The sequence below is a fragment of the Saccharomonospora iraqiensis subsp. paurometabolica YIM 90007 genome (assembly GCF_000231035.2).
GTDB lineage: Bacteria > Actinomycetota > Actinomycetes > Mycobacteriales > Pseudonocardiaceae > Saccharomonospora > Saccharomonospora paurometabolica.
The window spans coordinates 20,181-40,344 of the sequence record NZ_KI912218.1; the positions used below are offsets into that span (position 1 = coordinate 20,181).

Here is a 20,164-nt window from a genome sequence, read left to right on the forward strand (position 1 = left end):
GTCCGGCCTCGGCGCGTTGGCCGCGCCGCGCTGGGCCAGCCGTTCGCCGGGCGGGCAGTGCCAGGTCAGCTCCGGCTGCCGGGGTTCCGTGTCGACGGGGGTGCGCCGGTCGGTGCCGTGGTAGCAGACGGGCCCCTGCGCGCCGACGAGGTAGAACCGGGCGGTGTCGCCCTCGACGATGTCGCCGAGTCCGGTGAGTGTCTCCGGCAGCGAGGCCAGCAGCTGTTCCACGGCGGGGCCGCGCAGGCTCACCGTCCTGCCGGTCGTGACCAGATTGCCCAGCAGTGTGGTGAGTGCCGGCTGGTTCGTGGTCATCAGCTCCGCCACCCGCCGGGCGGGCGCGTCGACCTCGTGCACCAGCTCCCGCACCGCCGGTTCGTGCTCCCGCAGGGTGTCGGTCATGCCGCGCAACGAGGCGGCCAGCTCGCGGAGCCTGCCGCCGGAGGAGCCGAGCAGTTCCCGGCTGCCGCGCAGTACGCTCCGGATCTCGTCGGTGTGTCCGGCGGCCGTGTCCAGCAGCGTCCTGGTGTTGTCCAGGATCCGTACGAGCTCGTCGGCGCCCCCGCCGAGTCCGGTGGCCAGCGCGTCGGCGATCGTGCCGATGTCCTCGGCGGGCAGGTCGTCGGCCACCGCGAGGACCCGGGCGAGCAGCGCGTCCAGTTCCACGGGGCGTCGCGTGTCCCCGGCGGTGACGACGTCGCCGGGGGACAGGTACGGCGGTTCGTCGGACGACGGGCGCAGGTCCAGCCGCACGATGGCGATCGGGGTGTCCATCGTGACCACCGCCGTCAGTTCCTCGGACACACGGGTGCCCGGGTCGAGCGCCACGTCCACCGCGACACCGGCACCGTCACCGTCGATCCGGACGTCGGTCACCTCCCCGACGTCCACACCGCGGTAGGTGACCCGGGACGAGGGGGTGAGTCCGCCGGTGTCCGGCATCCGGACCGTCACCGCGAGCGGGTCCCGCCACAGGCCGGGCCCGGCCACGTCGGTCACGACGTAGTAGCCGCAGGCGAGCCCGATCACCGCGAACAGCGCCAGCTGGGTCAGGGCGAGCCGGTTTCTCACCGTGGACCCTCCTTCGACAGCAGGTCGTCCCCGATATCCAGGGGGTCGAAGCGCTCCCCGGTGTCGTCCGTCCCGTCGGTGTCCCCGGTGTCATCGGGGTCGTCGGGAGTGGTTGCGGCGTCGTCCCCGGTTCCGGTCGTGTCCCGGTCACCCGGGGCGCGGGAGGAGCCGGTCGTCGGGCCGGGATCGAGGATCTCGGCGATCGAGCGGGAGACCTCCAGCGTGCCGTCGAGCAGCAGGTAGTCGCCCGGAGCCGCCCGGCGCAGCAGGCCGACGAACTCGCGTGCCTTCGCCAGGGTGCCGCCCAGCCGCTCACCGGACTCGGCCAGGTCGGTCAGCACCGGGCGCAGCCGGTCCAGTTGGTCGGTCAGCGCCTCTCCCGTCTCGTCCAGCAATCCCCGCACCGTGTCGCCGAGGGAGGCGGTCGTGTCAAGCAGCTCGGTGAACCGGTCCCGTTCGGCCAGCAACGTCTCGACCGCGGGCGTGATCTCCGTCAGCGCCGCCTCCAGCGTCGGGGTGGCCTCCGCGAGCCGCGCGGACACCGCGCCGACCGAGTCGATCAGTTCCCGGATCCGTCCCCTGTGGTCGTCCAGCGTCGTCAACACCGAGTCCAGTTCGGACAGCAAATCGCGGACGGTTCCGCCGCGTCCGGACAGTGCCGCGTCGGCCTCGGTCACCAGCGTGCGCATCTGGGCGATGCCGGAGCCGTTCAGCAGGGTGCCCACCGCCGCGAGCGTGTCCTCGACCGTCGGGCCCGGCGAGGTGCGCTCCGGGGGGATCCGGTGCCCGTCGGCGGACGGGGACGTCCGGCGGCCCGGATCGAGTGCGACGTAGCGGCTCCCGAGCGTGGAGACCAGCTCCAGGCGCGCGGTGGTGTCCGGGCCGAGGGAGACCTCGGTGTGCAGTTCCAGTTCGACCAGCGCGCGGAAGTTCTCGGTGCGGATGTCGGACACCCGGCCGACCTCGACCTGTCCGGCCCGCACGGGGCTGCCGACGTGCAGGCGTGAGGCGTCGGTGAACACGGCGGTGACGCGGTCCACCGGCTCGCTGCCGTCGGACCCGGCGAGCGTCTGCATGCTCACCCGCTCCAGACCGCACCCCGCGGTGAGGACCGCGACCAACGCGGTGGGCACCACCCACCGCAGCACGGCCGTCGCCGGTCGGATCATCGTCCACCTCCGTCGAGCAGCGCCCGCAGCCCGAACGGATCGTCGACCTCGGGCGGGAAGTCGATCGGATTCACGAGGCCCGCGCCCTCGCACAGCGGCAGGGACAGGCGTTCACACAGCCGGGCCGTCGTGGGGAACTGGGAGAGGTTGGTGGAGAGATCGAGCCGGATGCGCAGGCGGTCGTCCTCGGTGAGGGCGCGGTCGAAGTTCTGCAGCGCCAGGGGGAGCGTGTCCAGCGTCTCGGCGAGCTGGTCGCGCCGGGCCACCAGGGTGGTGCTCACCTCGGCCAACCGGGAGACGTCCCCGGTGAGTTCCGTGCCGTGCCCGTCGAGCAGCCGGCTCAGGCTGCCCAGTGCCTCGGACAGCTGGGTCAGGGCCCGTGCCACGGAGTCCTCGTGTTCGGCGAGGTCGGCCGAGGCGTTGGTGACCGCCGCGGTCACCGAGTCGATCGTGCGCCGGTGGTCGGCGACCAGCGTGACCAGCGAGTCCACGTCCTCGACGAGGGCACCGACCTCGGGTGCCCCCTCGGCGAGCACGTCGGTGGCCCCGGCGAGCCCGGCGATCGCCTCGCGCAGTGCCGGCCCGTTGCCCTCCAGTGCGTCCGCCGTCCGGCGCACCAGCGTGGCCAGGTCACCGTCGCCGTCCGGGTCGGTCGGGGCGACCGCGTCCAGCAGCGTGTCCAGCGAGGAGGTCAGCTCGTTCCACGTGACCGGCGCGTGGGTGCGTCCCACCGGGATCACGGCCCCGTCGGACAGGCGCTCGCCGCCGGTGTGTGCGGGGGCGAGTTCGACGAACCGGTCGCTGATCACGGCGGGATTCATGATGTAGGCGTGCGCGTCGGCGGGCACCGCGGTGTCGCCGGGCAGGGTCATCGTGACCCGCACGGTGGGGCCGCGCGGGTCCACCGACTCCACCGTTCCCAGCGGCACGCCGAGCACGGCCACGTCGCTGCCCGGGTGGATCCCGCTCGCCGAGGCGAAGTCGGCGGCCAGGCGCAGGCGCGGCTCGGGGCGGAGCAGGACGTACCAGCCGCTCGCGGCCACCAGCGCGAGCACGCACACCACCGCGAGCATCCGGGACGGTCGGCGGATCATCGGCATCCCTCGATCAGCCCGGCCACGCACAGGAGGTTGTCCGGCAGCGGGCCCGCCGGGCCGGCGACGTCCCCCCACGGTCCGTTGCCCGTCGCGTCGGCGAGGTACCGGCTACCCGGCCCCAACATCCGCAGCGTCTCCGAGATCTCCTCGCTGCCGCGGCGGAGTGTTCCGGTGATCGTGTGCAGATCGGACAGCAGTGCGTCGAGGACGGGTTCGTTGTCGACCACCACACCGTGCAGGGCTTCGGTGAGCGCGGTGACGTCGTCCAGCAGCGCCCGGATCGTGTCGCGGCGACTGTGCAGGACCTCGGCCACCGTCCCGGCGTCGCGCAGCAGCCCGGCGAGGGTGTCCTGCTGTCCGGCGAGCGAGGCGGTCAGCGACCGGACCCCGGACAGCAGGGTGTCGATCTCCTCCTGCCGGTCGCCGATCAGCGCGCTCGCCCGGCCCACCCCCTCCAGCGCGTCCCGGACGACCTCCCCGTCCGGTGCCGAACGGGCGAGTGCGCCCACCGCGCGCCGGATGCTGTCGGTGTCGAGGGCGTTTCCGGTGTCGACGGCGTCGCCGGCGAGGTCGTCGAGACTGTAGGGGACGGTGGTGCGGTCCTCGGGGATGGTGCCGTCCCCGGGCAGGAGGCCGGAGCCCGCGGGGGTCACCGCGAGGTAGCGGGTGCCGAGTACGGTCGCCAGCTTCACCGCGGCGGTCGTCGCGTCGCCGAGCCGCTGTCCCCGGTCGAGCCGGAACCCGATCCGGACCACGTCCCCGGCGAGGGTGATGTCGGTGACCTCCCCGGTGGGCACCCCGGCGACGAGAACGCGGTCGCCCTCGCTCAGTCCGGCCGCGCCGGCGAACTCGACGGTGTAGGCGCGGGTGTCCGCCACGAACGCCAGCCGGGGAGCCGTCACGGCGAGACCGACCACCAGGGCCAGCACGAGGGCCCCGACCGCGCCGTCGACGGCGGGCCCGCGTGCACGTAGGCGCCGGATGCGGGCGGCCAGGGTCGTCGGTGCGGTCATCGGCACACCTCCGAGTTCGGTCCGTCCGGGAGGTCGACGTCGTGCCCGGCGACGGCGATGTCCAGGGTGCAGACGTAGACGTTGACCCAGGAGCCGTAGTCGAGCGTGCGGCCCAGCGTGCGGGTGAATCCGGGCAGGTCGTCGAGCAGCGCGGTGAACTCCTCCTCGCTGTCGGCCATCGCGCCGGTCACCGTCTCCAGCGTGGCGAGGTCGCGGTCGAGGGAGGGGCGGATGTCGCCGAGGAGGCGGGTGAGCGAGTCGGCGAGCCCGGCCCCGCTGTCCAGCGCGGCGACGATCCGTTCCCGGGAGTCCGCCGCGAACGCGGTCAGCTCGCCCACCCCCGCGATCAGTTCGCGCAGCTCGTCTTGGCGGCCGTTCACCGTGTCGAGGACGGAGGAGAGGTTGGACAGTGTCGCGTCCAGCACGTCGGTGCGGTCGGTCACCGTGGACGTCAGCGACACCACCCGGCGCAACAGTCCGTCCACCGACGTCTCCCCCTGGAAGACGGCGACGATCTCCGTGGCGAGCGAGTCGACCGCGGCCGGGTCGATCGCGTCGAACAGTGGGCGGAACCCGCCCAGCAGGGCGGTCAGATCGAGGGCGGGATGGGTCCGCTCGACCGGGATGGTGGATCCGGGTGCGAGTTCGCCCGCCCCGTCGGTGAGCGCGAGATGGCGACCCCCGAGCAGGTCCGCGTAGCGGATCCGCGCCACACCGTCCGCGGGTACCCGCTGCCCGGTGGTCACCTCGAAGGTGACGTGGGCGTGTCCGTCCACCAGGCGGCGGTCGGTGACCGTGCCCACCCGGACCCCGGCGACGGTCACCTCGGAGCCGGGCGCCAGCCCTTCCGCGTCGGTGAACCGGGCGTGGTAGGTCGCGGCCCCGCCGGGCAGCGGGTCGCGCAGCGTGTTCACCACCAGCACCCCGGCCAGTGCGCACACCAGCGCGAACACGGCCAGCCTGATCCCGAGCAGGTGCAGCTTCACGGAACCACCACCCGGTTGCCCCGCAGGAGCGGCCCGAGCATCAGGGTGAGCAGGTCCGTGGACCGGTCGTCGGCACCGGTACCGGCCCCGGGGGCGTCCGACGCGTGCGGCAGCAGGGGTGCGAGGGTGCGGACCGCGTCCTTCTCGGCCGCACCGCCCACGGGCCCGACCGTCCCGCCCGCGACCGTCCGGTGGCCGTCGGGGCCCCGGGACCCGGTCCCGGCCCCGGCGCCGGGGCCGGTGTCGTTGTCGGTGCCACCGGACTCCCCGGTGCAGTTCGGACCGTCCCTCCCGGGGTAGCGGGGGCAGTCGGCGGCGGTGTACGGATGCGGTCGGTCGAAGGTCAGCGCGGCGTCGAGGGAGAAGGCACCGTCGCCGAAGGCGTGCCGGGCACCGTCCAGGAAGTGGTCGGCGCCCGCGATCGTGTCGGAGATCGCCCCTTCCGGCCGCGCCGCCGCCGCGGTGAGGGGTTCGGTGAGCCGGGTCAGCTCGATGAACCGGTCGCCGTTGTCGGCCAGGAAACGCCGACTCGCGGCGCCGAGCTCGGTGCCGGCCGAGAGTACCGCGCCGATCGCCTCCCGTTCGGCGACCACGGTGCCCGACAGCGCCACGGCGTTGTCCAGGGTGGCCAGCGCATCCGGGGTGGCCGCGGCGAGTTCGGCGCCGAGCTCGGCCACGGTGGTCAGGTCGGCGCCGAGCGAGTCGAGCGAGGGGCGGACCTGGTCGACGAGGGCGTCCACGTCGTCGATCATCCTGCCGAGCTCGGCGCCTCTGCCCCGGAGCGTGTCGGCCAACGTGGTCAGGGCCACCTGCAGCTCGGCGGGGTTCAGTTCGGTGAGCAACCCGTGCAGCCGGGTGTAGACGGTGTAGAGGCGCACGGTGCGCCGGGACGAGTCGGGGGGCAGATACGCCCCCTCGGCGACATGTCCGTGCGCTTCCGCCTCGCCCGTCACCGTGAGGTCGACGTACGTGTCGCCGAACACCGTGCGGGGCAGCAGCCTGGTGCGGACGTTGCCGGGGACCCGCGCCGCCTGCCCCGGGTCCAGTCGCAACGTCGCCCGTGCCGCGTCCGGACCGTCCGCGGTCACCGCGTCGACGGTGCCCACGGTGACCCCCCGGTACTGCACCGGCGTCCCGATCCGCACCGGTCCCGCGGCCGACGGCAGCGTGGTGGTCACCACGGTGGTGTCGTCGAACGCACCCTCCCCGGCGGCGAGCACGACCCCCGCCGCGACCACGAGCGTCAGCAGGACGGCGAGCCCGCGCGCCGCCAACGCCGCCCGGCCGGGTTCCCCGCGTCCCCCCATGTCACGCCCCCAGTCCGGGCAGGGTCGGGCGCAGTCCCCAGAAGGCGATCGTGAGCAGCACGTCGAGGACCGCGACGGCGACGATGCTCGTCCGCAGCGCCCTGCCGGACGCGCGTCCGACCCCCTCGGGCCCGCCGGTGGCGTGGTAGCCGTGCGCGCAGTGCACGAGTGTGATCATCATGGCGAACACCACCGCCTTGGCCAGCGAGTAACCGACGTCGGCCGGATTGAGCAGCAGGTGGAAGTAGTAGTCGTAGGTACCGGGGGACTGGCCCCGCAGCTCCACGACGGCCAGGTTCGTCGCGGCGTACGAGGCGAACAGCCCGATCAGGTACAGCGGGATCACCGACACGAACGCGGCCACCATCCGGGTGCTGACGAGGAACGGCAGCGAGGGCACGGACATCGCGTCCAGCGCGTCGATCTCGTCGGAGATCCGCATCGCGCCGAGCTGGGCGGTGAACCCGGTGCCCACCTTCGCCGCGAGCGCGATGCTGGCGACGACCGGCGCGATCTCCCTGGTGTTGATCAGAGCGGACATCAGCCCGGTCATCGGTTGCAGGCCGAGCAGTTCGAGGCCCCGGTAGCCTTCCAGGCCGATCTGGGTGCTCGCCACCGCGGACATCGCGAAGATCACGCCGATGGTGCCGCCCCCGGCCAGCAGCGAGGCGGACCCGAAGCTGATCTCGCCGATCAGCCGGACGACGTGGCGCCGGTGGCGTGCCAGCGCGTGCGGCACGTGCCACAGCACCCGGCCGGAGAAGCCCGCGTGCCGACCCAGGTCGGCGAGGCCGCCCACCGCCGGGCGTGTCCAGCGGAGCATGGTCTGTGCCCGGTAGGTCATCCCGACCTCCCGCCCGCCGGGATGACCACGGCGAACACCTCGGTGAGCACCGTGTTCGCGACGAAGACCAGGATGAAGGCCAGCACCACGCCCTCGTTCACCGCGTCGCCGACCCCGCTCGGACCGGCGCGGGTGGTCAGTCCCTTGAAACAGGACACCAGCGCGGCCAGCGCGCCGAACACGGCGGCCTTGACCTCGGCGGCGACGAAGTCCCGCACGCGGGAGAACTCGCTGAGCGAGGCGAGGAAGGCACCGGGCGCCTCGCCGAGCACGAACACCTGGAACCCGAGACTGGCGCCGATCCCGACCGCCATCACCAGGCACGCCAACGCCGTGCTCACCAGTACGGCGGCGAACACGCGGGGTACGACGAACCGTTCGGCGGCGGAGATGCCCATGACCTCCAGTGCCTCCACCTCCTCCCGGATGGTGCGGGCCCCGAGGTCCGCACACATCGCCGCGCCGCCGACCCCGGAGATCATCAGCGCGCAGATCAGCGGTGCGGCCTGCGCGACGATCACGAAGGCGACGACGGCGCCGCCGTACCCCTCGGCGCCCAGCTGCCCCGCCATCGCGCCGACGTTGAGCGCGATGACCACGCCGAGGGGGACGGTCACCAGCAGCGCGGGGGCGGTGGTCACGGAGGCGAGGAACCACGCCTGCTCCAGCAGTTCGCGCAGCGACAGCCGGCGCCGGCCCAGCACCCGGGCCGCCGCACCGCCGGTGCGGACGGAGAACGCCAGCAACAGCCCGGCCTGATGCAGGGCATCGGCCACGGCGCCGCGTTCCGGGGAAGCCCCGTGCCGCATCAGGCCGTCCGGAGCCCGTCGTCCGCCGCACGGGAGGTGTCCCGGTGGGCGGCGCGTTCCCGGGCGCGGCCGCGCAGGATCAGTCCGTACGCCGCCGGCGCGTACCGCAACGGCTCCGGCAGACGGCGGTGCACCGCGCCGACCGCCCGGGCGAACCGGCGGAATCTCCGCTCGTCCCGGGCGGTCCAGCGGACGCCGAGCCGTTGCCGCAGGACCGGGGGCAGGGCCCCGACCGTGGTGAACCGGACGAGTCGTCCCGCCGGTCGGATCGCCGCCCGCCACAGCGGTTCGGGCAGCGCCCGGGTCGGCCGGGCAGGGTGCGTCAGTGCCCGGAGCACGTCCGCCGTGCTGTCGTTGGCCTCCAGGGTCTCCCGGACGGTCCGGTCGAAGATCTCCTCGGCCTCGGCCCAGCTCGCGGCCATGTGGTGGGACTTCAGGCCCAGCGCGAACCCGATCGCGCGGAACTCGGCCCACATGGTCTCCCGCTCGTCGGCGTCCATCGGGGGGCCGAACGTGTCCGCGGTGTCGACCAGGTAGCGCGCCAGCGTCAGGTGTACCCATGCGTAGGCCCCGGGGTTGAGCGCGTGGTAGCGCCGTCCCGCGTCATCGACGCCCTTGATGTCGCGGTGGACGTCGACGAGCCTGCGTCCCTCGGCGTCGGCACCCCCGCCCATGCCGTAGACGAACCGCAGGGTCGACAGGTGGGTGTCCCAGGCCCGTTTCCACGGCCTGCTGCGGAACTCGGAGTGGTCGCGGACCCCCACCCCGACCACCGGGTGTGCCACCTGCAACAGCAGTCCCGTGCCCGCGAGGAACACACCGGGCGTGACACCGAACCGTTCCCAACTGACCGATCCGGGGCCGGGCAACGACTCCGCGCCGGTCGGGTGCTGGTGCGTCATGCGCCCCTCCGCTCTTCGCGCCGATGCGAATGGTGATTAACCATGTCGGCTCGTCGCAGGGGTTGTCAAGACCACCGATCGCGCCCGAGTAGAGTCGTTTCACCAGGTGTGAACCGGGTTTACCCAGGGCGGAGGGCGAGGATGTCCGAACGAAGTACCCGAGAACGGACGCGGGACAACACCCGGGTCGACCGCAAATGGCAGATTGCCACGATCGCCGCGGAGCTGTTCTGCAGGCGGGGGTACTACACCGTCGGGCTCACCGAGATCGCCGCCGAGGCGGGCATCACCGGCCCCGCCGTGTACAAGCACTTCCCCAGCAAGCAGGCGATCCTGGCGCACGTGGCCGAGGAGGTCTCCGGACGGCTCGACGAGCTGGTCACCACCGCGCGGTCGGCGACCGGAACACCGCGGGAGCAGCTCGACGCGCTGATCCGGGGATGCGCACGGCTGGTCGTGGAACGCCGGGGCAGCGTCGCGCTGTACCAACGGGAGAGTCGCTACCTCGGTCCCGCCGAGCACGCGCGGTTCACCGGGGCGATCGAGGCGGTGCTCGGTGTGGTCGCCGACCGGCTCGCGGCGACCCGGCCCGAGCTGTCCGGAAAGGATGCCCTCATTGTCGCGTCGGCCGCGTGCAGCGCGATCGTCAGCCTCGGGGTGCACCGCATTCCGGTGTCCGACCGGACCGCGAGGGACGGCCTACGGGAGATCGCCGACCGCGTCCTGGCGACCGAGCTCCCGTCGGCCTCCGCGGAGGGGCCTTCCGTGGGGGAGGCGGCACGGGGCGAGTTCCTCTCCCGGCGGGAGCGCCTGCTCGTGGCCGCGCCCCGACCGCTGCGGGAGCGCGGGTTCCACGGGGTCACGATGGAGGACCTCGGCGCCGCCGCCGGGATCGGCGGGTCCAGTGTGTACCGGCATTTCCGCGGCAAGGCGGACCTGCTCGCGGCGGTGTACTACCGCGCCACCGACCGGCTCGCCGTCACGACGGGGGAGGCGATCGGGGGTGCCGCCGACGCGTGCGAGGCGCTGCGCGCCCTGACAGAATCCTATGTGGACTTCGCGTTGCGGCACAGCGACCTCGCCGCGGTGTATCTCACCGAGTCGGAGAACCTTCCCGACGACGACCGGCACGCGTTGCGCCGGGCCCAGCGCGACCACGTCGACCAGTGGGTGCGCCTGGTCACCGCCCGGCGCGGCGGACCCCGGTCGACCCGGGTGCGGCTGGCTGTGCACGCGGCGCTGAACATCGTGCACGATCAGGCGATGAGCCGGGAGCGGGTCGCGAGCCCGGACCAGGTGGCCGCGTTGGCCGCCGCGGCGCTTCCGTCCTGAGCGGGACCGGCCGCGTCCCGTGGCGGGCCGGTGTCAGACCAGCGGCGCACCCCGGCGCAGCCTGCGGCGCAGGTCCCACAGGTAGGCGTTGTACGGGAACTCGCGCAGCGGCCGGGGCAGGCGCAGCACCGTCGTACCGATCAGCCGCATGAGCCGGTCGAAACGCCGTTGATCGCGCGGTGACCAGTCGAGCCGCATCTGCTCCCGGAACTCCGGCGGGAGGAACCCGGTGGTGACGAATGCGTTGAACCGTCCGAACAACCGGCTCACCGGGCGGGGGAACATGCGCAGCCGGGCGATGCCGAGCAGATGCTCGCGGACGGTGTCGTCGATGTGGATCGCGGACAGCGATTCCTTCCAGTAGCGCTCGAACGCCGCGCGGTCCACGGGCCACATGTCGGGACGGACCTGCAGCGTCGTCCCGAGCGCGGCCGAGTGCCGGTAGAGCTCGTCGGTGGTGTCCGGGTCCGGTTCGCCCACGAACGCCCGGTAGACGTCCTCGACCCCCTTGTAGAGGCAGGCGGCCACCCACAGTTGCAGGTGCGGGTCCATCGCGTGGTAGCGGACCGGGCTCGACGGGCCGGATCGGACGTGCCGGTGCTGACCGTTGACGGCGCGCCGGTAGGCGGCACGCTCCTCGTCGGTGCCGAGCATGGCGACGGCGAGGTAGGTCAGGGTGGTCCGGGTGCGCTTGACCGGATGCTTGTAGATGTTGCCGCTGTCCACTGTGCTCTCGACGACGCCGTATCCGACCGCGGGCAGCGCGAGCTGCATGATCACGTTCGCCCCGCCGGCGAGCAGGCCCGCTCCGATGACCGTCTTCTGTCGGATGTCCGGGCTCGTGCGTGTGGCGCTCACGGTGTCTCCTCCCCACGGGGCCGCGGCCCTGATCTGAATACGACCGTTGGCAGATAGTGGACCGTGGTGCGCACGGGACTGTCAAGGGCGAGGTGCCAGGATGGGGGGATGGAACGGACCTCCCTGCGCACCTACGGCGGCGTCGCCGGGGCGGACCGACAGGCCGGGCGGCGCGCCCGGTTCCTCGAGGCCGGACTGGAACTGCTGGGCGCGGCCGAGGGGGACCGCGGACTGTCCGTGCGGGGCGTGTGCCGGCAGGCGGGCCTGGCCACCCGCTACTTCTACGAGAGCTTCGCCGACCGGGACGCGCTGGTGGCCGCCGTGTACGACGACGTGGTCGCCACGATCGCCGAGCGGACCCTGGGGTCGGTGCGGGCCGCGGAGGGTGCCGAGGCGAAGGTGCGCGCGGGTCTGGGCACGCTGGTGCGGCGGATCGCCGAGGACCCGCGTCGCGGGCACCTGCTGTTCGCGCCCGCCCTGGACGACGCGGTGGTGGCGCGCCGCCGGGTCGCCTCCACACGCATGTTCGTCCGGTTGCTCGTGGGACAGGCGCGGGAGTTCTACGGCCTGCCCACCCCGGACGCCACCGGTCCCGTCGCCGACGCGGGTGCCACCGACGCGGGTGCCACCGACGCGACGGCCCTCGACCTCACCGCCGAACTGCTCGTCGGCGGCCTGGCCCAGGTGCTGTCGTCCTGGCTCACGGGCGCACTGGCGATGACCGAGCAGGAGGTCGTCGACCGCTGCACCACGCTGTTCCTCCGCGTCGCGACCCCGGACTGACCCGCGAGTCGACGCTCCCGTCCCGCGAGTCGACGCTCCCGTCCCGCGAGTCGACGCTCCCGTCCCGCGAGTCGACAGTCGTGGGCCGTGGCCCTGGCGCCCGGTGACACGGAGTCGACGTCCGGAGTCCGTCCGTAGTGCCGAACCTCCCCGCGAGCCGGTTGTCAAATTCGCGTGTTGACCCGCCCTGACGTGGGGATCCGGGTATCGGGAGCCGATGATCGTGGACGGTGTTTCACCCCTTTCGGAGTACTTGACGCCGCCCCGGTGCCGTCTCACACTGTTGTGTATATCACAACTCGATGCGCATCGCGCAACAACTTCAGCGACAACTCTGTCCTTCCCGTGATCTTCGTCCGCGGAACTCCGGGCGCGAATCGAGGTGCCCCCATGGCTGATGTCATCCACCCCACGTTCGACAACACCGCCACCGCACCGGCCACGCCGACGCTCACCGCCACCGGCGGTGTCGTCGAGACCCCGGCCGTGATGCTCTACACCAGACTGCGCAAGTCCCCGTACTTCTGGAAGTCGCGGGAGCGGGGCGTGGCCGCCTACAGCGTCTACAACCACACCTATCACCCCCGGCACTACGGCGACCCGGTCGGCGAGTACTGGTCCCTGCTGCACGGGGTGACGGTCTGGGACGTCGGCGTCGAGCGCCAGCTCGAGATCTCCGGGCCCGACGCGTTCGACTTCACCAACATGCTGATCCCGCGCGATCTCACCAAGTGCGAGGTCGGCCAGTGCAAGTACGTCTTCGTCACCGCCCCGGACGGCGGCATCATCAACGACCCCGTGTTGCTGCGGCTGGAGGAGAACCGGTTCTGGCTCTCGCTGGCCGACAGCGACGTCGGGCTGTGGGCGCAGGGTCTGGCCCACGCCGGCGGCTGGGACGTCGAGCTCCGGGAGGCCGACGTCGCACCGCTGCAGATCCAGGGCCCCCGGGCGAAGCAGGTGATGACCGACCTGTTCGGCGCCGACATCCTGGACGTGCCGTACTACCGGCTGCGCGAGTTCGACCTGGACGGGATGCGCGTGGTGGTCAGCCGCACCGGCTACTCCGGCGAGGTCGGCTACGAGATCTACCTGCACGACGCCTCCCGGGACGCGGGCCGGTTGTGGGACGCCGTCTGGGAGGCGGGCGAGCCGCACGGCCTGCGCCCGATCGGTCCGTGCCACATCCGCCGGATCGAGGCGGGGATGCTCGCCTACGGCTGCGACATCACCCTGGACACCAACCCGTTGGAGGTCGGCTACGACTACCACTGGATGGTGGATCTGGACCAGGAGGCCGACTTCGTCGGCAAGGAGGCCCTGCGGCGGGCGCGGGAGACCGGCATCAGCAGGCTGATGGTCGGCGTGGAGATCGGCGGCAGGCCGCTCGGCAGCTACAACGACGGGTCGATGATCGAGCCGTTCCCGGTCTACTCCGCGGGGACCACCCCGGTGGGATCGGTGACCAGCGCCTGCTACTCGCCCCGGCTGGACCGCAACATCGGCCTCGCCATGGTGCCCATCGGGCTCAGCACCGCGGGCACCGAACTCACCGTCGGCACGCCGGACGGGGCGCGGGGCGCCCTGGTCGTCGAGAAGCCGTTCATCGATCCCCGCAAGGAGACGCCGAAGCTCTGAGCAGCGACGGCGGAAAGGGGTGCCGGCCATGCTACGGCGTCAGGAGCCCGGCGGGCGGGCGACCGAGGGCCTGCGGGCCCTCGGTCCCGCGCTCGACCGCGTGCGCTACGAGGTACTGCCCCTGACCGGGGTGCTGGAGCAGACGGCGACGTTGCCGGAGCGGACGGTCGTCACCGTCACGTCGTCGCCGTCGAAGGACCTGGAGGCGACCCTCGAGGTCTGCGAGAAGCTCACCGCCCAACGGCTGTACGCGGTGCCGCACCTGGCGGCACGGCAGCTCCGGGACGCCGGGCACCTGCGGGAGGTCCTCGACCGGATCGAGGGAGCCGACATCCGCGAGGTGTTCGTCGTCGGGGGCGACGTCTCCGACAGCGGGGGCGCCTTCCCCGACGGGCTGGCACTGCTGCGGGCGATGACCGAGGCGGGCAGGCGGCCCGAGCGGGTGGGTGTGCCGTCCTATCCGGAGGGACACCCGTCGATCCCGGACGAGGTGTTGTGGCGGGCCCTGCGGGACAAGCAGGCCTACGCCGACTACACGGTCACGCAGATGTGTTTCGACGCCACGGCCGTGTGCCGGTTCGTCGGCCGCGCCCGCGAGCACGGGATCACGCTGCCGGTCGTGGTCGGGCTGCCGGGTGCGGTCGAGGTGGGCAAGCTGCTCACCGTGGGGGCGCGCATCGGTGTCGGGGACTCGCTGCGGTTCGTCCGCGCCAACCGTTCCACGCTCGGCAGACTGGCCCGTCCGCGGAACCACCGGCCCGGGGATCTGCTGGCCCGGCTGGGCACCCGCGGCCGCGACGAGGGGTGCGACGTGGCCGGGCTGCACTTCTACACCTTCAACAGAGTCGGTGCGACCGCGCGGTGGGTCAGCACGACCCGCAGGCGGGTCGAGTGAGAAAGGGCGGAAGACCATGCCGTCGAACCTGGAGATCTCGCGCGGCGCGGTGCGCAAACCGCTGACCGACGTCGCCGCCGACATGGGCCTCGGGCCCGACCTCGTCGAACCGTACGGCAGCACGGCGGCCAAGCTCTCCCTGGACGCCGTCGGTGCCCTGGCGGACCGGCCGAAGGCGAAGTACGTGGTGGTCTCCTCGATCACCCCCACACCACTGGGGGAGGGCAAGACCACCACCACCGTCGGGCTCGGCCAGGGGTTCGGCCACCTCGGCAAGCGGGGTGTGGTCGCCATCCGGCAGTCCTCGATGGGGCCGACCTTCGGCATCAAGGGGGGCGCCGCGGGCGGCGGCTACTCCCAGGTGGTGCCGATGGAGTCGATGAACCTGCACCTGACCGGGGACCTGCACGCCGTGGGCGCGGCACACAACCTGCTCTCCGCGATGGTGGACAACCACCTGCACAAGGGCAACACACTCGACCTCGACCCGTTCGCGATCACCTGGCGCCGGGTGCTGGACGTCAACGACCGGGACCTGCGCCAGATCGTCACCGGACTCGGCGGCAGGCAGGACGGCATCCCGCGGCAGACGGGCTTCGACATCACCGCCGCCAGCGAGGTCATGGCGGTGCTGGCGCTGTCCACCTCGCTGCGGGACCTGCGGCACCGGCTCGGCCGCATCGTCGTCGGCTACAACCGTTCCGGCGATCCCGTCACCGCCGAACAGCTCCGGGCGGCCGGCGCCATGTGCGTGCAACTGCGCGAGGCCCTCAAACCGAACCTGATGCAGACCGTGGAGCAGACACCCGTGCTGGTCCACTGCGGACCGTTCGGCAACATCGCGCACGGCAACTCCTCGGTGCTGGCCGACCTCATCGGGATCCGCGGCGGGGATTACCTCGTCACCGAGGCCGGCTTCGGGGCCGACATGGGCGCCGAGCGGTTCTTCAACATCAAGTGCCGCGCCTCGGGGCTGGTGCCCGACGCGGCCGTCGTGGTGGTCACCGTGCGCGCCCTCAAGGCGCACTCCGGTCGGCACCGGGTGGTGGCCGGGAAACCGCTGCCGGAGGAGATGCTCGCCGAGAACCCCGACGACGTCCGCGCGGGCGCGGCGAACCTGCGCAGACAGCTGGCCAACATCGCCGCGCACGGCGTGCCCGCCGTCGTGGCGGTCAACGCCTTCGACACCGACTTCGACAGCGAACACCGGGCCATCCTGGACATCGCCGCCGAGGAGGGCGTGCACGGCGCGGTCAGCACGCACGTGGCCGAGGGCGGCAAGGGCGCGGCGGAACTGGCCGAGGCGGTGGCCGCCGCGTGCGACCGGCCCTCGGGGTTCACCCACCTGTACCCGGACGAGATGCCGCTGACCGACAAGATCGACACGGTCGCGCGCCGGATGTACGGCGCCGACGGCATCGACCTTTCCCCGACCGCCCGCAGGCAGCTCGACAGCTACACCCGCTGCGGGTTCGGCGCGCTGCCGGTGTGCATCGCCAAGACGCACCTGTCGCTGTCCGACGACCCCTCCCGCAAGGGCGCGCCGACCGGCTGGCGGCTGCCGGTGCGGGAGGTCCGCGCCTCGGCCGGGGCCGGGTTCGTGTACCCGATCTGCGGTGACATGCGCACCATGCCCGGCCTGTCGTCGTACCCGGCGGCCGAGAACATCGACATCGACGACGCCGGCCGGGTGGTGGGGCTGGCGTGATGAAGGAGGGATCGAGATGACCGACCTACCGGCGCGCGCCGACGTCGTCGTCATCGGGGCCGGCATCGTCGGCAACTCGGTGAGTTACCACCTCGCGGAGGCGGGGTGGCGCGACATCGTGCTCGTGGACAAGGGGCCGCTGCCGGACCCCGGCGGCTCCACCGGGCACGCGTCCAACTTCATCTTCCCGGTGGACCACTCCAAGGAGATCACCGCGCTGACCCTGGACTCGATGCGCCAGTACGAGAAGCTCGGCACGCTGACCACCTGCGGTGGCGTGGAGATCGCCCGGACGCCGGAACGGGTGGAGGAACTGCGGCGCAGGATGGCCTCGGCCACCGCGTGGGGTGTCGAGTCCGAACTCGTCGACGCCGACCGGGTGGCCCGGCTGGTGCCGTTCGTGAACCGGGACCTGATCCTGGCCGGGTTCCACACCCCGTCGGTCGCCGTGGTCGACCCGTTGCAGACCGGGGCGCTGATGCGGCAGCAGGCCCTCGCGCAGGGGGCGCTGACCGTGCTGCCGAACACCGAGATCACCGGCGTGCACGTCGAGGACGGCCACATCCGGGGTGTGTCCACCGACGCCGGGGACATCGCCACCGGCACGGTGGTGCTCGCCTGCGGGGTGTGGAGTCCGACGATCGGGGCCATGGCGGGCGCGCGTATCCCGCTGACCCCGGCGGTGCACCAGATGATCGACGTGGGGCCGATCCCGGAACTGGCCGAGACCCACACCGAGATCGCCTACCCGATCGTGCGGGACATGGACGCGATGATGTACGAGCGGCAGAGTGGGGCGGACCTGGAGGTCGGCTCGTACGCCCACCGCCCGATCCTGCACCGCGCCGAGGAGATCCCGTCGATCGAGGCCGCCGCGCTGTCGCCGACCCAGCTGCCGTTCACCCAGGAGGACTTCGACCCGCAGCTGGAGGACGCCCTCGAGCTGTTCGGGTCCGTCCTGGACAACCGCGAGGCCGGGGTGCGGCACGCGATCAACGGGCTGCTGTCGATGACCCCGGACGGGGCGCCGGTGCTGGGCGAGACCCCCGAGGTGGCCGGGCTGTGGTCGGCCGCCGCGGTGTGGATCAAGGAGGGCCCCGGCGTCGGGCGGGTGCTGGCCGAGTGGATGACGCACGGCACCACCGAGGTCGACCTGCACGGCGCCGACATCGCGCGGTTCTACCCGCACCAGCGCACCCAGGACGTCGTGCGCGCCCGCGCCGACGAGGGATTCAACAAGATCTACGGCATCGTCCACCCGCGGGAACAGTGGAACTCGGCCCGTGGCAGGCGGTTGTCCCCGTTCCACGCGCGCGAGGTCGCGCGCGGGGCCGAGTTCTTCGAGGTCGGCGGGTGGGAACGGCCGCACTGGTACGAGTCGAATCGCCCGCTGCTGGACGAGTTCGGCGCGCAGGTGCAGCACCGCGCCCACGAGTGGGACGCGCGCTGGTGGTCCCCGATCACCGACGCCGAACACCTGGCGATGCGGCAGCGTTGCGCGATGATCGACCTGTCCGCGTTCGCGCAGTTCGACGTCCGCGGACCCCGGGCCCGCGACTGGCTCCAGCACATGGTGCTCGCCCAGGTGGACCGCCCGGTCGGCCGGCTCATCTACACGCCCGTGCTCACCCCGGACGGCGGCTTCCGCAGCGACCTGACGGTGGCACGGCTGGCGACCGACCACTACCGGGTGATCACCGGCGGCGCGGACGGTGCCCGGGACCTGTTCTGGTTCACCCGGCACCTGCCCGACGACGGCTCCGCCACCCTCACCGACGTCACCTCGGCGGTGTGCACGCTCGGCCTGTGGGGGCCGCGGGCGCGGGACGTGCTCGCCACGGTCACCGACGACGACGTCTCGCACGAGGGCTTCCCGTTCGGCACGGCGAAGTCGCTCGTCGTGGGCGGGGTGCCGGTACTGGCGCTGCGGGTCTCCTACGTCGGGGAACTCGGCTGGGAGCTGCACGCACCGTTCGAGCAGGGCGCCCGGCTGTGGGACGTGCTCGCCGAAGCCGGACAGCCGCACGGGCTCGTCCCCGCCGGGATCGGCGTCTACGGCACCACCGGGCGGCTGGAGAAGGGCTACCGGTTGATGGGCGCCGAACTGGACGCCGAGCACGACCCGGTGGAGGCGGGGCTCGCGCTGCCGAAGGTGAAGTCCGCCGACTTCATCGGCAAGGAGGCCTACCTGCGTGCCCGGGAGGACCAGCCGGCCGCGCTGCTGTGCAGTCTGCTGATGGGCCCACCGGAGACCCACACCGACCCGTCGGGCGTGGTCCGCTACCCGCAGGGCGGCGAGCCGGTGGTCACCCCGGAGGGCGAGCGGATCGTCGACCGCAAGGGCCGCGGCTCGTACGTCACCAGCGCCGGGGCCGCCCCGTCGCTGGGGACCCACCTGCTGATGGCCTACCTGCCGCCGACGGTGGCCGTGGAGGGCACCGAACTCGGCGTGCGCTACATGGAACAGCGGTACCCGGTGACCGTGGCCCGGGTGGGCCGCACCCCGCTGTTCGACCCGGACGACACACGCATGAAGTCGTGAGCGAAGGCAGGTGTGGGATGGACGTGCTGGTCTGCGTCAAACGGGTGCCGGCCTTCGGTGCGAAGGTGCCGTTGCAGGACGACGGCACGGTCGACACCCGGCACCTCGGCTTCACCCTCGGTCCGCACGAGGAGTGCGCCGTGGAGGAGGCCGTGCGCCTCGTCTCGGCGCACGGCGGCACCGCCACGGTGCTGGCCGTCGGACCGCCGGAGACCGAGGAGCAGGTGCGCTACGCGCTGGCGATGGGCGCCGACCGGGGGGTGCTGGTCGACACCGGCCGCGACGACACCGACCCCCAGGCCACCGCCGAGGCGATCGTGCGGGCGGTGGCCGACCTTGCCGACGGGGCGGGGGTGCCCGACGGGGACGCACCACGGGTGCCGTTCGACCTGCTGCTGTTCGGGCAGTCCTCCGCCGACGCCGGGCACGGCCAGGTCGGGATCCGGGTGGCCCGTGCCCTCGGTCTGCCCGCCGTGGGCGGGATCAAGGGGGTCGAGGTGCCGGACGGTGCGGGCACCGTGCGGCTGCGGCGTCCGGTGGACGACGGCGTCGAGGTGTGCGAGGCGCCGCTGCCCGCCGCGGTGGCGGTCAAGGAAGGTCTGAACCTGCCCCGGTACCCGACGATGCCGGGCAGGCTCCGGGCGCGGAAGGCGACGCTGCACACGGTGCCGGTCGATCCCGCACCGGGTGGCCTGCGCACCCTCGGGCTGCGGCAGCCCGCCGAGGACGGGGCCGAGACCGTGGTACTCGGACAGGGGGCCGACGCCGCCCCCGCCGTGGTGGACGTGTTCGAACGGATCGGGGTGGTGTGACGATGCTGCTGACCCTCATCGACGGCGGCGAGGCGCCGAGCGAGGTGCTCGCCCTCGCCCACGCGAGCGGCCGGACCGTGCAGGCGGTCGCGTTCGTGCCGGACCCGGCCGGTTCCGCGGACGCGGAGTCCGGCGCACTCGCCGACACGCTGGCCGCACACGGTGTGGAAAACTTCCACCTCGTGCGGCACGGGTCCCTCGACGGGGCCACGGCGCAGACGTTCGGGGACGCGCTGGCGCAGGTGATCGAACAGCTCGGGCCGGAGGCGGTGCTCGCCCCCGGCGGCGACACGGTCTCCGACGTCCTCGCCCACGCCGCCGCGCGGCTGCGCCTGCCACTGGCCACGAACTGCGTGTCGGTCACCGCCCCCGACCGGAGCGGACCGTGGCGGTTGACCCGC

General features: G+C 72.8%; 18 protein-coding genes. 8 read left to right on the forward strand and 10 right to left on the reverse strand.

The window, feature by feature from the left end; genetic code table 11:
• From SACPADRAFT_RS0207180 to SACPADRAFT_RS0207220, 9 genes are all read right to left on the reverse strand, one after another.
• Window positions 1-1,071 (reverse strand): MlaD family protein (locus SACPADRAFT_RS0207180; RefSeq protein ID WP_007024071.1); only part of this gene is annotated, 1,071 nt, incomplete at its 3' end.
• Window positions 1,068-2,240 carry an MCE family protein gene (locus tag SACPADRAFT_RS0207185; RefSeq protein WP_007024072.1) on the reverse strand — a complete coding sequence of 391 codons (1,173 nt, stop codon included), beginning with the start codon at window positions 2,238-2,240 and terminating at the stop codon, window positions 1,068-1,070. The genes SACPADRAFT_RS0207180 and SACPADRAFT_RS0207185, both read right to left, overlap by 4 nt.
• Window positions 2,237-3,334 carry an MCE family protein gene (locus SACPADRAFT_RS0207190; RefSeq protein WP_007024073.1) on the reverse strand — a complete coding sequence of 366 codons (1,098 nt, stop codon included), beginning with the start codon at window positions 3,332-3,334 and terminating at the stop codon, window positions 2,237-2,239. The genes SACPADRAFT_RS0207185 and SACPADRAFT_RS0207190 overlap by 4 nt, the downstream gene beginning before the upstream one ends.
• On the reverse strand, window positions 3,331-4,350 hold the full coding sequence (locus tag SACPADRAFT_RS0207195; RefSeq protein WP_007024074.1) for an MCE family protein: 1,020 nt from the start codon (window positions 4,348-4,350) through the stop codon (window positions 3,331-3,333). Before SACPADRAFT_RS0207195 ends, SACPADRAFT_RS0207190 begins: the two co-directional genes overlap by 4 nt.
• Window positions 4,347-5,336 carry an MCE family protein gene (locus SACPADRAFT_RS0207200; protein WP_007024075.1) on the reverse strand — a complete coding sequence of 330 codons (990 nt, stop codon included), beginning with the start codon at window positions 5,334-5,336 and terminating at the stop codon, window positions 4,347-4,349. The genes SACPADRAFT_RS0207195 and SACPADRAFT_RS0207200 overlap by 4 nt, the downstream gene beginning before the upstream one ends.
• Entirely contained in the window at window positions 5,333-6,643 is a 1,311-nt protein-coding gene (locus SACPADRAFT_RS0207205; protein WP_007024076.1) for an MCE family protein, read from the reverse strand. Before SACPADRAFT_RS0207205 ends, SACPADRAFT_RS0207200 begins: the two co-directional genes overlap by 4 nt.
• 1 nt (window position 6,644) lies before the next feature.
• Entirely contained in the window at window positions 6,645-7,487 is an 843-nt protein-coding gene (locus SACPADRAFT_RS0207210; protein ID WP_007024077.1) for an MlaE family ABC transporter permease, read from the reverse strand.
• Window positions 7,484-8,296: an ABC transporter permease gene (locus SACPADRAFT_RS0207215; RefSeq protein ID WP_007024078.1), complete on the reverse strand. Its 813-nt coding sequence runs from the start codon at window positions 8,294-8,296 to the stop codon at window positions 7,484-7,486. The genes SACPADRAFT_RS0207210 and SACPADRAFT_RS0207215 overlap by 4 nt, the downstream gene beginning before the upstream one ends.
• Entirely contained in the window at window positions 8,296-9,198 is a 903-nt protein-coding gene (locus SACPADRAFT_RS0207220; RefSeq protein WP_007024079.1) for an oxygenase MpaB family protein, read from the reverse strand. The genes SACPADRAFT_RS0207215 and SACPADRAFT_RS0207220 overlap by 1 nt, the downstream gene beginning before the upstream one ends.
• A gap of 141 nt (window positions 9,199-9,339) precedes the next feature.
• Between SACPADRAFT_RS0207220 and SACPADRAFT_RS0207225 the strand changes: the two genes are divergently transcribed.
• Window positions 9,340-10,530 carry a TetR/AcrR family transcriptional regulator gene (locus SACPADRAFT_RS0207225; protein WP_007024080.1) on the forward strand — a complete coding sequence of 397 codons (1,191 nt, stop codon included), beginning with the start codon at window positions 9,340-9,342 and terminating at the stop codon, window positions 10,528-10,530.
• 33 nt (window positions 10,531-10,563) lie between these two features.
• On the opposite strand, the gene SACPADRAFT_RS0207230 is transcribed toward SACPADRAFT_RS0207225, so the two are convergent.
• Complete coding sequence (locus SACPADRAFT_RS0207230) at window positions 10,564-11,388, reverse strand: oxygenase MpaB family protein (RefSeq protein WP_007024081.1); 825 nt, start codon at window positions 11,386-11,388, stop codon at window positions 10,564-10,566.
• 108 nt (window positions 11,389-11,496) lie between these two features.
• Here SACPADRAFT_RS0207230 and SACPADRAFT_RS0207235 point away from each other — a divergent pair, with 108 nt between their 5' ends.
• From SACPADRAFT_RS0207235 to SACPADRAFT_RS0207265, 7 genes are all read left to right on the forward strand, one after another.
• Window positions 11,497-12,171 carry a TetR/AcrR family transcriptional regulator gene (locus SACPADRAFT_RS0207235; RefSeq protein ID WP_007024082.1) on the forward strand — a complete coding sequence of 225 codons (675 nt, stop codon included), beginning with the start codon at window positions 11,497-11,499 and terminating at the stop codon, window positions 12,169-12,171.
• Window positions 12,172-12,561: 390 nt separating this feature from the next.
• Window positions 12,562-13,806 (forward strand): glycine cleavage T C-terminal barrel domain-containing protein, encoded by a 1,245-nt coding sequence (locus SACPADRAFT_RS0207240; protein ID WP_007024083.1) that lies wholly within the window; start codon window positions 12,562-12,564, stop codon window positions 13,804-13,806.
• A gap of 28 nt (window positions 13,807-13,834) precedes the next feature.
• The gene (locus SACPADRAFT_RS0207245; protein WP_007024084.1) at window positions 13,835-14,701 is read left to right on the forward strand and encodes a methylenetetrahydrofolate reductase; all 867 of its coding nucleotides are present in this window, start codon (window positions 13,835-13,837) and stop codon (window positions 14,699-14,701) included.
• A 16-nt stretch (window positions 14,702-14,717) separates the two neighbouring features.
• Window positions 14,718-16,409, forward strand: coding sequence for a formate--tetrahydrofolate ligase (locus SACPADRAFT_RS0207250; protein ID WP_007024085.1), 1,692 nt, complete (start codon window positions 14,718-14,720; stop codon window positions 16,407-16,409).
• A 16-nt stretch (window positions 16,410-16,425) separates the two neighbouring features.
• Window positions 16,426-18,951 (forward strand): GcvT family protein, encoded by a 2,526-nt coding sequence (locus SACPADRAFT_RS0207255; protein WP_007024086.1) that lies wholly within the window; start codon window positions 16,426-16,428, stop codon window positions 18,949-18,951.
• Window positions 18,948-19,763 carry an electron transfer flavoprotein subunit beta/FixA family protein gene (locus SACPADRAFT_RS0207260; protein WP_233357134.1) on the forward strand — a complete coding sequence of 272 codons (816 nt, stop codon included), beginning with the start codon at window positions 18,948-18,950 and terminating at the stop codon, window positions 19,761-19,763. The genes SACPADRAFT_RS0207255 and SACPADRAFT_RS0207260 overlap by 4 nt, the downstream gene beginning before the upstream one ends.
• A gap of 2 nt (window positions 19,764-19,765) precedes the next feature.
• Window positions 19,766-20,164, forward strand: a 399-nt coding sequence (locus tag SACPADRAFT_RS0207265; protein ID WP_233357135.1) for an adenine nucleotide alpha hydrolase family protein, incomplete at its 3' end; no start/stop codon positions are given.